The organism is Sphaerisporangium sp. NBC_01403 (assembly GCF_045040145.1).
GTDB classification, from domain to species: domain Bacteria; phylum Actinomycetota; class Actinomycetes; order Streptosporangiales; family Streptosporangiaceae; genus Sphaerisporangium; species Sphaerisporangium viridialbum.
Genome location: NZ_CP109534.1, coordinates 1,443,568 through 1,456,499, shown reverse-complemented (window position 1 = coordinate 1,456,499; position 12,932 = coordinate 1,443,568). Strand labels below are relative to the sequence as shown.

Genomic DNA, 12,932 nt, shown 5'->3' with positions numbered 1-12,932 from the left:
TCCAGATCGACCCTGCGCCTGGGGAAGGATCAGGCGGTGCTCTCCTCGGCGGCCGGGAGCAGGTAGAGCGTCACGATCGTCTCGTTCCCCTCGGCGTCGGAGACGTCGAAGGCCCGGATGGAGCCGTGTGCCACGGTGTCGGCCAGAATGCGCTGGGGATGGTCGATGGCGTGGCGCAGGACCACCGGGTAGCGCCCGTCACGGCCGCCTACGCCCACCGAGAACTGGTCGTCCTTGGGGTCGTATTCCAGGTAGGCCAGCGGGATCCTCTCCGCCTCGAACAGGTCGCCGAAGTCCTTGCTCACCACCTCGATGGCGGCCTCGGCGCCCTCGTAGTCGCGCGTCATCGCGTCGAAGAACTCGCGCCATTCGTCACGCGGAAGCTCAGGCCGCTGCTGGTTCATGGTCATGATCCCCCTCGCCGCCGCCGTGCCCGCGGGCCGCGTCGTCACCATGGTCGGCGACCCCGCCGCCCCGCCACATCACCCGATCAGGTAGGACTCCCCGAGGGAAGGGCCTCCCGCGCGTGGGAGGCCGGCAGCAGGATTCTGAACACCGTACGGCCCGGGCGGCTCTCGACCTCGGCCGAGCCGCCGTGCGCGCCCGCCACCGCCCTCACGATGGCCAGCCCGAGGCCCGTACCGCCCGAGGCGCGCGACCGGCCGAGGTCGGCGCGGACGAACCGCTCGAAGATCTCCCCCCGGAGCTCCTCGGGGATGCCGGGCCCGTCGTCGGCCACCGACAGCTCCACCCACGGCCCTCCACCGGCCGGCGGGCCCACCCGCACCATCACGGTGGTGCCCCCGGGGGTGTGCGTGCGGGCGTTGTCCAGCAGGTTGGTGAGCACCTGGTGGAGCCGGTCGGCGTCCCCCGAGATCGTGACCGGCTCCTCGGGCAGTTCGAGCCGCCAGCGGTGCTCGGGTCCCGCCACGCGGGCGTCCCCCGCGGCGTCCAGGGCCAGGCGGGTCAGGTCGACCTCCTCGCGCCGCAGCGGGCGGCCCGCGTCGAGGCGGGCTAGCAGGAGCAGGTCGTCCACGAGGTGGCCCATGCGCACGGACTCGGCCTGGACCCGCTCCAGCGCGTGCCGCACCTCGGGCGGCACGGGACCCGGGTGGCGTCGGGCCAGCTCGGAGTGGCCGCGGATGGCCGCCAGCGGGGTGCGGAGCTCGTGGCTGGCGTCGGCGGCGAACCTCCTCAGCCGCTGCTCGCTCGCGTGCCGCCGGGCGAGGGCGTCGCCGACGTGGTCGAGCATCCGGTTGAACGACGCGCCGACCTGCCCCACCTCGGTACGCGGGTCGGTGTACGGGACGCCACGGGGCAGCTCCACCTCGCCGTCGGCGAGCGGCAGCTCGGTCACCCCCCGCGCGGTGGCGGCGACCCTGCGCAGGGGCCGCAGCGACACCCCCACCCACAGCGCCCCGGCGACCCCGGTCAGCACGAGGGCGACGGCGAAGACGGCGGCCTCGACGGCCTCCAGGCGGTGCACGGTGGCCTCGGCCTCCACCAGCGGGAGCCCGGTGACCAGCGTGTCGCCGTCGAGACCCGGCACGGCCATCAGGCGGTAATCGCCCAGCCAGGACAGCCGGACGGTGCGTCCCCGGCCGTCGGCCGGGAGCGCGGCCAGAGCCGCCGTGTCGGCGGCCGAGAGGGTCAGCGTGGGGCCGGTCGAGGAGGTGTCGTCGGTGTCACGCTGCGGGGCGACCACGCCGCACTGGGTGACCACCCCGGCCACCAGCCTGGCCCCGAAAGTTCCGGCGGACTGCCCGCGCGTGTCGCCCTGGGAGTGCTCAAGGCTGGAGGCGAACCGGCCCCTCGACGTGGTGAGCTGGTGGTCCAGTCCCGAAAGCAGCGACCGGTTCAGGGCGAGGACGCTCACCACCCCCACCGCGGCGCACGCGCACGCGAGGAGCACCAGCAGCCCGGCGATGAGGCGGCCGCGCAGCGTCACCGGCGGTATGGGGCGCGCCATGGCGAGCCTCACGACGGCACGGGCTTGAGCACGTAGCCGACGCCGCGCACGGTGTGGATCAGCGGCGCCCGCCCGGCGTCGATCTTCTTGCGCAGGTAGGAGATGTACAGCTCGACCACGTGCGCCTGCCCGCCGAAGTCGTACGACCACACGCGGTCGAGGATCTGCGCCTTGCTCAGCACCCGGCGTGGGTTGCGCATGAGGAAGCGCAGCAGTTCGAACTCGGTGGGGGTCAGGTCGACCAGTTCCCCGGCCCGGGTGACCTCGCGCGCCTCCTCGTCCATGACGAGATCGCCGACGGCCAGCCGGTCGCCGGCGCCGGCGCGGGTCATCCCGGCCCTGCGCAGCAGGCCGCGCAGCCGGGCGAGCACCTCCTCCAGGCTGAACGGCTTGGTCACGTAGTCGTCGCCGCCCGCCGTGATCCCGGCGACGCGGTCCTCCACGGAGTCCCTGGCCGTCAGGAAGAGCACGCAGACCTGGGGCATCTCGGCGCGCAGCCGGCGCATGACCTCCAGGCCGCCGACGTCGGGGAGCATGATGTCCAGGATGACCGCGTCGGGGGCGAACTCGCGGGCCAGCCTGATCGCGGTCGCGCCGTCGCCGGCCGTCCGCACCTCCCAGCCCTCGTAGCGCAGCACCGCGCTCAGGACCTCGGCCAGGTCGGGCTCGTCGTCGACGACCAGCGCGCGCACGGGGGTCCCGTCGGGGCGCAGCAGGCCGGTGATCGGAGTGGGCGTGGTTTCCTCCATGAGGCTTACAGGGTCCTACCTGTACCGCAACGCACCCTATGCGATTCTGCTGAGAATCCTCTGAACGCCGCTCTTCATAGGAAAAGCAGAGATTCCGCTGGCACGGTGGCCGATATCTCGACGAAAGGGGATCTCTTGACCACCACGCACGCCGGCCACCGGCCGGGCTCCGGCGGGCGGCACTCGGCCGCGCCGGAGGCCCCGGCCCGGGGACGCCCGAGCCTCGCGCCCGTGGTGACCCAGGCGCTCATCGCCGCGGGCGCCGTGGCCGTGGTGGGGCTGTGGTGGGCGGACACCCCGTCGGTCATCGGGCCCGGCGGCTGGCTGACCGGCGCCGGACGGATCACCGGGCTGCTGGCCGGGTACGCGATCGCCGTGCTGATCTCGCTCATGGCCCGGGTGCCGGCGCTGGAGAGGGGGGTCGGCGCCGACCGGCTGGCCCGCTGGCACGCGATGGGCGGCCGCTACACCGTGGGCCTCGTCGTGGCGCACACGCTGCTGATCATCTGGGGGTACGCCGTCACGACGCGCACCGGCGTCGTGCACGAGACCGCGAGCCTGGTGCTCTCCTACCCCGACATGCTCAAGGCGACCGCGGCGGTGCTGCTGCTGGTCGGCGTCGGCGCCGTCTCGGCCAGGGCCGTACGGGCGCGCGTGCGCTACGAGACCTGGTTCTACCTGCACTTCTACACCTACCTCGCGGCGGCTCTCGCCTTCGGCCACCAGCTGAGCAACGGCGCGGAGTTCGTCGGCGACCGGGTCGCCCAGCTCGCCTGGTACGGGCTGTACGGCGTGGTGGGGGCGCTGGTGCTCTGGTACCGGTTCGTGACGCCCGTGGCGCGGGCGTTCCGGCACCGGCTGCGGGTCGCGCACGTCGTGCCGGAGGCGCCGGGGGTCGTCTCGGTCTACCTGACCGGCCGCCACCTGGGCGAGCTGAAGGCCGAGGCGGGCCACTTCTTCCGGTGGCGGTTCCTCACCCGCGACCTGTGGTGGGCGGCCAACCCCTACTCCCTGTCCGCGGTCCCCGCGAGCCACGAGCTGAGGATCACCGTCAAGGACCTGGGCGACCAGAGCCGGTCGCTGGCCCGCCTGCGCCCGGGCGTCCGCGTCGCCGCCGAGGGCCCGTACGGCGCGTTCACCGCCGGCCGGGCGACCCGGCGCCAGGTGCTGCTGATCGCGGGCGGGGTGGGCATCACCCCGATCCGGGCGCTGTTCGAGACGGTGCCGGGCGAGGTGACCCTGCTCTACCGGGCGAGCACGCCGCGGGACGTCGTCTTCCAGCGCGAGCTCTCGGCCATCGCCGCCCGGCGGGGCGCGGCCCTGCACTACCTGGTCGGCCACCGGGCCGAGGTAGGCGAGCCGTTCACCGCCGAGGTCCTCACCTCCCTGGTGCCCGGGCTGCGCGACCACGACGTCTACCTCTGCGGGCCGGCCGGCATGACCGCCACCGCGGTGGCGGCGCTGCGCCGCGCGGGGGTGCCGCGCCGCCGCATCCATCACGAGTCGTTCGAGTTCTGATCCGAGGAGCCACCCGATGCGAAGAGCCATATTCGCCGTGCTGGTCACGGCCGCCGGACTGATCCTGCTGCTCTCCTTCAAGCCCCACGAGGTCGCGTCCGCGGAACGGCCGCCCGCCGCCGTCTCGGGAGGCACGAGCGGAACCCAGGGCGATCCGGCGCCGAGCCAGGACGCGAGCGGCGGCGGGTCGTCCGGGAGCGCCGCCCGCACGGTGACCGGCGACGCGGTGGACACCCGCTGGGGGCCCGTACAGGTGCGCGTCTCCCTCTCGGGAAGCAGGATCACCGCCGTGGAGGCCATCGTGGTCCCCGACTCCAACCCCCGTGACCGGGAGATCAACTCCTTCGCCGTGCCCGTCCTCACGCAGGAGGCGCTGGACGCGCAGAGCGCCCAGATCGACACCGTGTCCGGCGCGACCTACACCAGCGAGGGGTACGCCGGCTCCCTGCAGAGCGCGCTGGACAAGGCGGGCCTGTAGGTGAGGCACGTCGAGCACGTCATGGGCACGGTCTTCTCCTTCGACGTGCGGCACGAGCCGTCCGGCGGCCTTCGGGAGGCCCTCGGCGAGGCGGTGGCCGAGCTGCACCGGATCGACGAGGTGTTCTCGACCTACCGGGAGGGCAGCCCGGTGAGCCGCCTCGGGCGCGGCGAGATCACCCTGGCCGGGTGTCCCGAGGAGGTCGCGGAGGTGCTCGCGCTCTGCGAGGAGGCGGCGCGGGTCAGCTCGGGGTACTTCACCAGCGCGCCCGGCGGGCGCCTGGACCCGTCCGGCATGGTGAAGGGGTGGGCGGTGGAACGGGTGTCGGCGATGCTGGCCGGGGCGGGCGCGTCCCGGCACAGCGTCAACGGCGGCGGCGACGTGCGGGTGCGGGGCGAGGCGGCCCCCGGCAGGCCGTGGCGGGTGGGCGTAGCGCACCCGCTCCGCCCCGGCGCCCTCGCCACCGTGGTGTCCGGCCGGGACCTCGCCGTGGCCACCTCCGGGGTCGCCGAGCGGGGAGCGCACATCGTCGACCCGCACACGGGCGCCCCCGCGACGGCCCTCGCCTCGGTGACCGTGGTCGCCGAGAGCCTGACCAGGGCGGACGCGATGGCCACCGCGGCGTTCGCCATGGGTGAGGCCGCGCGCGAGTGGGCCGAGGGGCTGCCCGGCCTGGAGGCGTTCGCGGTCACCCGCTCGGGCACCGCCTGGTGGACGGGCGGCTTCCCGCGCTATGGGCCCACACCCCGGCACAAGCCGCAAATGATGTGCTATGACGTGATTGACAGTTAAGTGGGCAATGCCGGGCATGCCATCGGCCCGGGCATGTCCCGACAGCGAAGGACTACTTTGGCCAGCAGCAGCGCCAGTCACGGCCCCCTCGCCGCGTACACCCTCGCCGAGCTGCGGGAGCGGCACAGCGCGAAATGGCGGGAGTACCCGCCGGACGTGCTGCCGGTGTGGGTCGCGGAGATGGACACCCCGCTCGCCGAGCCGATCGCGGCGGCGCTGGTGGCGGCCATCGGCCGGGGCGACACCGGGTACGCCGTCGCGGGAGGGCTGCCGGAGGCCTTCGCCGGGTTCGCCGCCCGGCGGTTCGGCTGGCGTCCCGACCCCGCGCACATGCGCCTGGTGCCGGACGTGATGGCCGGGATCGTCGAGGTGCTGCACCTGGTGACCGAGCCGGGAGACCGGGTAGTGATCAACACCCCCGCCTACCCGCCGTACTTCTACTGGCTGCCTCGCATCGGCCGCGAGGTGGTCCAGAGCCCCCTCGCCCTGACCCCGGACGGCTTCCGGCTGGACCTCACCGCCCTGGAGCGGGACTTCGCGGCCGGGGCCGCCGCGTACCTGCTGTGCAGCCCGCACAACCCCACGGGCCTGGTCTTCGGCGAGGACGAGCTGCTGGCCGTCGCCGGGCTCGCGGACCGCTACGGGGTGCGGGTCGTGGTGGACGAGATCCACGCGCCGCTGGTCTACCCGGGGGCGCGTCACGTGCCCTTCGGATCGCTGGACGCCCCGGCCTCGGCCCGCTCGATCACGCTGGCCTCGGCGTCCAAGGCGTGGAACCTCGCCGGGCTCAAGGCCGCGCTGGCGGTGCCGGGCGTGGAGGCCCGGTCCGACGTCGCCGCCATCGACGCCGAGGTGAGCGAGAGCGCGGGCCTGCTCGGGGTGATCGCCTCGGAGGTGGCGTTCGACGCCGGGGAGCCGTGGCTGGCCGAGCTGATGGCCGGGCTCGCCGCCAACCGCGCCCTGCTCGGCGACCTGCTCGCCGAGCGGCTGCCCGAGGTCGGCTACCAGCCGCCGCAGGCGACCTATCTGGCCTGGCTGGACTTCCGGGCGCTCGGGCTCGGCGACGACCCCGCCGGGTGGTTCCTGCGGCGGGGCGGGGTCGCGCTGTACCCGGGCACGAAGTTCGGGGCCCCCGGGTGCGGGTTCGCGCGGTTCAACTTCGCGACCGCCGCCGAGCGGGTGACCGAGGCGGTCGGCCAGATGGCCGCGACGCTCGTCAGCCGCCCGCGCGCGGGCGTGACCAGGGCGCTCAACGCGCTGTGACCGTACGGCTCAACGCGCTGTGACCGTACGGGCCGAGGGGGCGCCGGGCCGCTCCCCACAGCGGCCCGGTCCCCCCTCGGTACGCGCTCAGTCGAGCAGGGTAGCGAGGAAGGAGTTGGAGAAGACCTGGTGCGGGTCGAGGGTGTCGAGGGTGGCCACGGCGGTGTCCCAGTTGTCGCCCGAGGGCTGCCCCGCCCTGTAGGCGTTCGGAACCGTGGTGTCGCGGATGGTGGCGTCCGCCCACGCTGCCGTGCCCGAGTACGCCCACCCCTTGGACCACTCGGGCCGTACGGCGGCGTAGGAGCCGGTGTAGTTGGACAGGATCCACTGCTCGGTCTCGCGGTAGAACTGCTGGGAGTACGGCGTGCCGGGCACCGTGAGGATGTCGAGCCAGACCGCCACGTTCCAGTCGGCGTGGTCGGGCCGTGGCCGCAGCGCCGAGAGCTGCGGGGACACCGCGCCGGCGACCTGGGAGTCGGCCGGGTTGTCGAGCCCGGTGACGCGGATCTCCAGCGGGCCGTTCATCGGGTAGCGCCCCTGGTTCGCGTACGCGGTGATCGCGCCCTGGTAGTAGGCGTAGAACTCGCTGACGACGCGCTGGATGTTGCTCCTGTTGGTCAGGATGGCGTAGCCGTTGGCGGTCACCCGCAGCGTGGTCGGGCGCACGTAGAGCATCAGGTTCTTCGACCAGCCCCAGATGTCCCACGTGCCGGTCAGGATCAGCCCGGAGCCGACGACTCCCATCTGGGTGTTCTCGAAGGTCGGGGTGAGCGCGGCGTTGCCCGCGACGATCTGTGACAGCAGGTCGGAGGCGTCCTTGGACAGGAAGTCGGAGAAGGAGTAGTTGTAGGGGCTGTTGACCTGCCGGGAAAGCAGGGGCTTGGAGGGGGCGACGCTCCACACCTTCAGCCAGGGCACGGTGGTGAAGGGGAACCAGATCGCCTCGACGCGCCCGGATGAGTTCACGTAGCTCGCGAAGGAGTCGGAGCCGGCCGAGGCGGGCGGCGCGAACATCGTGTTGACGTTGATGTGGTAGAAGCTCTGGCACCTGAGCCGCTTGTTCGCCCCCACCCGCAGCGTGACCTCGGTGACGAACGTCCGGCCGAGGTTGACCAGCAGCGCGCCGATCGCCGGGTCGGACCGCTGGAAGGTCCTGACGGCGTACTGGCTCGTCCCCGGGTCCCAGACGACGGCCTTGAGCTGCGTGACGAGGTTGCTGACCGAGCCGAAGGTGTGGCCGGGGGTGAGGGTCTCCCCCGTCTTCGGCACCGCCGTGCCGTGCCCGTCGATGGCGAGCACGCCGCCGAGCGACAGGTCTCCCGGCGCGGGGGTGGCGGTCAGGCCGTAGCCCGCTCCCTCCAGGGTGGTCAGCAGCGCCTCCATCGTGACGCCGGTCTGGGCGGTGACGCTGGCGGGCGAGCCCGCGTTGACCGTGACGGCGGTGAGGTGCTGGGTGGTGTCGACCAGCAGGGTGTTCCCCGGGGCCCCGGCCGGGATGACCAGGGGCGACCAGTTGTGCGACATGCCGCGGGGACGGACCTTCCAGCCGTTGGCCCTGGCCCAGTTCGCGAGGGTGACGACCTCGGCGGCCGAGGCGGGGGCCGACGTCCAGACGCCGTCGATCTCGATCTCCCCCGACCAGTTCTCGTAGGTCTGCTGGTAGAGCGAGATCCCCGCGGGGTAGCCGGGCGGCGCCGCGAGCGTCGCGCCGCTCGCCGGGGTGAGGCGGGCGGCCGGCGTCCACTGGAGCGCGCTGAGCGCCGCGGCTCCGGCGGCGCCGCCGAGTAACGCCCGTCGCGTGAGACCGTGCCGGCCGGTGTCGTCACCGTATGCCATGAGGTGCCTCCGTTGATCGCTTGTTTTCGGGCATGCGGCGGCCTGGGGCGACGATGGAGGAGACCCCGGACCGTCCCGTGCGGCGGCACGGGGCCGGGGCCGTTCTCGTGCGGGGGCGCGCCGGGGGTATGGCGGATCGACGTCCGCGAGGAGGACGGGGACGCCGGCCGCCCTTTCCGGGGTGGCCGGAGGTGCGGGCTCGCGCCTAGGCCCGCGTGTGGTGAGCTGTCAGGAACTCACAGTTTCCCGATGGCTTTTTATACGCCCGCGCAACATGGCGGTCAAGCAAATGCTTGTTTGTGTTAACGGGCCGGGAACGGATCAGGTGTCCAGGAAGCCCGGGGGGACCATGACCCGCAGGCCGTTGGGGATCGAGCGGATCGTGAGCGGGGTGCGCAGGCGCACCTCGCCGTCCACGTCGGCGGCCATCGAGGGCTCGGTCTCCAGCAGCATCTCACCGCCGGTCACGAACGGGCCGCCGGCGAGGCTGCTCCAGCGGCCGCTCGTGGCCCTGACCAGGGTCTCGGCGAGCAGCCTCAGCCGCTTGCCGGAGCCGAGCTGGTAGGCCACCAGGCGGCGGTTGTCGATGCTGATGTCGCGGGCGATCTGCCAGCCGCCGTGGTAGCGCCCGTTGGCGATGTTGAGCTGGTGCGTGAGCAGCTCGTGGCGCCGGCCGTCCACCGTGATGAAGGCGCGGAACGGCGAGTGCCCGGGCAGGATCGTCAGCGCGGTCAGAGGGTACGCCGCGCGGCCGAGCACGCGCTTGAGCCACGGCTTGACCTTGCCGGCCACCTCGACCGACACCCCGAAGCTCGCCAGGTTGGCGAACGGGCGGTCGCCCGCCATGCCGAGGTCGATGTCGGCGACCTTGCCGCGGCTGAAGACCTTGACCGCGCGCGCGAGGTCGAGCGGGAGGCCGAGGCTGCGGGCGAAGTTGTTGGTGGTGCCGAGGGGCAGCACGCCGAGGGCCACGTCGCGGTGGGCGACGTGCTTGACGGCCTCGCTGAGGCTCCCGTCGCCCCCGCCGACCACCAGCAGGTCGGGCTGGAGCTCCAGAGCCTCCTGGATGATCTCGGGGAGCCGGGAGGGGTCCATGACCGCGTAGGTCCTCAGCGGGCGGAAGCCGTCGGCCTGGAGCAGGCGCAGGGCCTCGAAGTAGCGGTGGCGGCCCCGCCGGGACCGCGTGTTCACCACCAGGGCCACCCTGCGAAGATCGCGGATCGCCTTGGTGTGTTCCGCCTTGCTCCGCAGCTCGCTCACCGATCACCCGTCCCGTAGATGGCTTCGGGAGACATGCTATTCAGTGCCGGGAAGCAGGCGGGACGGGTTCGGCGTCGCCGTAACCCGTCCCGCGTGGACCTTCGCCGGTCAGCTCACCGGCTCACTGCTTACTACGTCCGGAGGCTTCTCCGGCTCACTTCTTCGGCGCGGTCACCTGGGCGATGACACCCAGGTTGCCCGGAAGCGGTGCGATGAGCTTGATCTGCACGCCGAGCTGCTTGCCCTCGTCGCCGGGGTTGCCCGAGCCGAGGGTGAAGCCGTTGACGCTCTCGCCGTACAGGTCGGTCGCCGGAGTGCCGTCGGCGTTGACGACCCGCAGCGAGTACTGCTGGTTGTCCTTGGAGGGGACGACCACCGAAGCGTCGCGGAACCGGTAGTAGAGCCCGTCCTCGCGGCTCTCCAGGCCCGGGTACCAGGTCTTGGCGTCGGTGAACGCCTTGACCGGGTCCTGCGGCGCGAACTTCGTGCAGTACTCGGTGAACGGCTCGCCCTCGATGCACTCCTTGAAGGTGTACGTCTTGTTGAAGCCGAACGCGATGTTCGACGCCTGCGGGCGCGACGGGATGTTCTTGAGCACGCTCTTGTCCACCTCCGCCGCCTTGCCGCTACGGCGCAGCGGGTCGAAGTGGGAGTCGACCAGCAGGAGCTGGCCCTTGGCGCCCGCCGACGGCAGCGACCAGGTGTTGGACGCCGCGTTGTTGTAGCCGAGCGAGGTGTCGCGCAGCCAGACGAGCATGCCAGGAGCGTTGTAGGGAACCTTCTCGACCTTCCAGGCGCCGTCGTGGCTCCAGGTGGTGTCGTAGGTGTAGCTCAGGCCCTTGTCGAAGCCGTCGAGGTTGCGCCACTCGGCCAGGTAGTACTGGGCGCTCTTCAGCGTCCCGCTGTGCTGCACCCAGCCGGCGCCCTTGGTGTCGGTGAAGGTGCCGCCGGCGGCGGTCCAGCCGGCCGCGCCGGACTCGACGTCGTCGCTCCAGACGGTGGTGCCGCCGCTGGTGACCGAGAAGTCGTCGGCGAACCAGCCGCGCTCCTCCGCCGCCGCGTCGGTGGCGTACCGCAGGCGCAGCTTGACGCTCTTGCCCGCGAACGGCGCGAGGTCGGCGTAGTAGTGCTGCCAGCCGCCGGAGTCGCCGGTCAGGCCGTACTTCTTGTTGCCGTAGTCGCGCATGCGCTTGTTCGGGTCGGCGTAGTCGTCCGCGGTGGAGACGAGCGTGCCGTCCGCGCCGTAGACCTTCTGCTCGGCCCAGGTCGCGCCACCGTCGGTGGAGACCTCGATGAACCCGTAGTCCCAGTCCTGCTCGATGGTGAAGTCGTTCCAGAGCCAGAACTTGGTGTCCGTGCCGGCCGGGACCGCGATGTCGCGGGTCAGCTTGATGTCGGCCCAGTCCTGGTCGTTGTTCGACCACCACACCTTGGTGCCGCTGTGCGGCGTGGTCAGCGTGACGTCCTTGTCGGGCAGGTTGATCCGTACGCCGTCCTCGGTCAGCTTCGGCGTGCGGGACGCCTGGCCGACCGTGACCAGCTTGGTGCCGTCACCGGGGTTGAGCACCTTCGGGTTCGCCCAGCCGAGCACCCACTTGTCCCACAGGCCCATGTGGATCGGCATCGACTGGAAGATCGGCCCGGAGTGCGAGCCGGTCGACATGAGGTCCCAGAACTCCACGTCGCTGTCACCGGCGCCGGTGGCGTCGTACAGGTCCGGGAGGCCGAGGTCGTGGCCGTACTCGTGGGCGAACACGCCGACGCCCGAGTTCTCCGGCTGCACGATGTAGTTGGAGATCTTGACGTTGGTCCCGGGAACCGTGTAGCCGCCCGCGATCGCGCTGGAGTGGGCCCAGATGGCGAAGGTGCCCTGGGCGCCGCCGCCGCCGGACTTGTCCTCGCCCGCGTGGACGAGCACCAGGTGGTCCACCACGCCGTCGGGCTCGTTGTAGTTGCCGTCGCCGTCGGCGTCGGAGGTGTCCTCCTGGTCGTAGTCGGCCCAGGGGAAGTTCGGGTTGCTCTTGGCCAGCTCGTTCACCGCGTCGATGCCGAGCTGAGCGGCGCCGCGGGGGTTGTTCGGGTGGCCGGAGGAGTCCTGCACCGCGGCGTGGCAGGCGCCCGCGCCGTACCAGGCCTCGGAGTGCGGCACCTTGATCCAGCCGATCGCCTCACCGCTGACGGTGTAGGCGCCCTTGGACATCTCCTCGTACATGTTCTTCATGGTGTAGCCGGAGATGTCGATGCCCGGCTTGCCGTCGCGAGGGTCCTTCAGGTCCGTGCGGACCCGCTTGGTGACGCCCTTGCTGGAGTAGAGCATGTCGTTGTAGAAGGCGTTGTTGAAGTCCGCCACCCACATCGAGTTGTTGTCCTTGCCGCCACCGGCCGCGAGCGCGGGGTTGGCGATCTTGTTGTGCAGCGGCCCGTTGATCTTGGTGCCGGGCGGCTCGGTGATGCAGTCGTCCGCGTCGTCGATGGTCTTCGGGTGGCTGAAGCCCGAGAAGTCGTCGTTCGCGTTCTCGTTGAACTCGACCAGCAGCGTGAGCAGCTTGGCCTTCTGCGTGGTCTTGGACTTCTTGTAAAGGAACTCGAAGGGGTTCTTGCCGGTGCGGACGGCCGTGCGCTCGTGCTTGGCCAGTTCGCGGGCGGCGACCGGGTTGCCCTCGGCGTGCTTGTGGTCGAACGCCTCGGCGGTGGGCGCGGTACCGCGCCGCTTTGCCGCCCCGGTGTCCACCTTCTCCCCGGACTTGGGGGTGGTCTCGCTCTGCACCCTCGGGGGGGCGTAGTTGATGTAGTAATCACTCGCCGTGGGCTGATACCTGGCCACCGAGGTGTCCCCCGGTGCCGCGGCACCCGTGACCGCGAGGCCCGCCGCCGCCAGTCCCACCACTGGCAGCATCGCGGCGAGACGCCTGATTCTGCGTGACAACAGGGTTTCCTCCTCCGCCCGGGTTGTCCGGGCTCCACCCGGGGTCTCCGGGCGACGTCCAAGGCGCGCCGGGATGAACGCGCCGACCGTTGGAGATCTGTGGCGTTAACCATGGAACGCCCCAGAATCGGCAAAGCGGAC

10 protein-coding genes are annotated in these 12,932 nt (G+C 71.9%); 4 read left to right on the top strand and 6 right to left on the bottom strand.

The window, feature by feature from the left end; translation table 11 throughout:
* Positions 1 to 29: 29 nt before the first annotated feature.
* The 3 genes from OG589_RS06205 to OG589_RS06195 all read right to left on the bottom strand — a co-directional run bounded on the left by OG589_RS06205 (position 30) and on the right by OG589_RS06195 (position 2,718).
* The gene (locus OG589_RS06205; protein ID WP_405146985.1) at positions 30 to 410 is read right to left on the bottom strand and encodes a DUF5335 family protein; all 381 of its coding nucleotides are present in this window, start codon (positions 408 to 410) and stop codon (positions 30 to 32) included.
* 80 nt (positions 411 to 490) lie between these two features.
* Positions 491 to 1,969 carry a sensor histidine kinase gene (locus OG589_RS06200; protein ID WP_405146984.1) on the bottom strand — a complete coding sequence of 493 codons (1,479 nt, stop codon included), beginning with the start codon at positions 1,967 to 1,969 and terminating at the stop codon, positions 491 to 493.
* Between the two features lie 8 nt (positions 1,970 to 1,977).
* Positions 1,978 to 2,718 carry a response regulator transcription factor gene (locus OG589_RS06195; RefSeq protein ID WP_405146982.1) on the bottom strand — a complete coding sequence of 247 codons (741 nt, stop codon included), beginning with the start codon at positions 2,716 to 2,718 and terminating at the stop codon, positions 1,978 to 1,980.
* Positions 2,719 to 2,853: 135 nt separating this feature from the next.
* Here OG589_RS06195 and OG589_RS06190 point away from each other — a divergent pair, with 135 nt between their 5' ends.
* Genes OG589_RS06190 through OG589_RS06175 form a run of 4 tightly spaced genes read left to right on the top strand, consistent with a single transcriptional unit; the run spans position 2,854 to position 6,769 of the window.
* A complete protein-coding gene (locus OG589_RS06190) occupies positions 2,854 to 4,236 on the top strand; it encodes a ferric reductase-like transmembrane domain-containing protein (RefSeq protein WP_405146980.1) in 1,383 nt (460 codons plus the stop codon).
* 16 nt (positions 4,237 to 4,252) lie between these two features.
* Positions 4,253 to 4,714 carry an FMN-binding protein gene (locus OG589_RS06185; RefSeq protein WP_405146978.1) on the top strand — a complete coding sequence of 154 codons (462 nt, stop codon included), beginning with the start codon at positions 4,253 to 4,255 and terminating at the stop codon, positions 4,712 to 4,714.
* Positions 4,715 to 5,506, top strand: coding sequence for an FAD:protein FMN transferase (locus OG589_RS06180; protein WP_405146976.1), 792 nt, complete (start codon positions 4,715 to 4,717; stop codon positions 5,504 to 5,506).
* 57 nt (positions 5,507 to 5,563) lie between these two features.
* Positions 5,564 to 6,769 (top strand): MalY/PatB family protein, encoded by a 1,206-nt coding sequence (locus tag OG589_RS06175; protein ID WP_405146975.1) that lies wholly within the window; start codon positions 5,564 to 5,566, stop codon positions 6,767 to 6,769.
* Positions 6,770 to 6,856: 87 nt separating this feature from the next.
* Here OG589_RS06175 and OG589_RS06170 read toward each other — a convergent pair whose 3' ends face one another.
* The 3 genes from OG589_RS06170 to OG589_RS06160 all read right to left on the bottom strand — a co-directional run bounded on the left by OG589_RS06170 (position 6,857) and on the right by OG589_RS06160 (position 12,791).
* The gene (locus OG589_RS06170; RefSeq protein WP_405146974.1) at positions 6,857 to 8,605 is read right to left on the bottom strand and encodes a cholesterol oxidase substrate-binding domain-containing protein; all 1,749 of its coding nucleotides are present in this window, start codon (positions 8,603 to 8,605) and stop codon (positions 6,857 to 6,859) included.
* Between the two features lie 321 nt (positions 8,606 to 8,926).
* Positions 8,927 to 9,865 (bottom strand): diacylglycerol/lipid kinase family protein, encoded by a 939-nt coding sequence (locus OG589_RS06165; RefSeq protein WP_405146973.1) that lies wholly within the window; start codon positions 9,863 to 9,865, stop codon positions 8,927 to 8,929.
* 154 nt (positions 9,866 to 10,019) lie between these two features.
* Complete coding sequence (locus OG589_RS06160; protein WP_405146971.1) at positions 10,020 to 12,791, bottom strand: immune inhibitor A domain-containing protein; 2,772 nt, start codon at positions 12,789 to 12,791, stop codon at positions 10,020 to 10,022.
* Between the last annotated feature and the right edge of the window lie 141 nt (positions 12,792 to 12,932).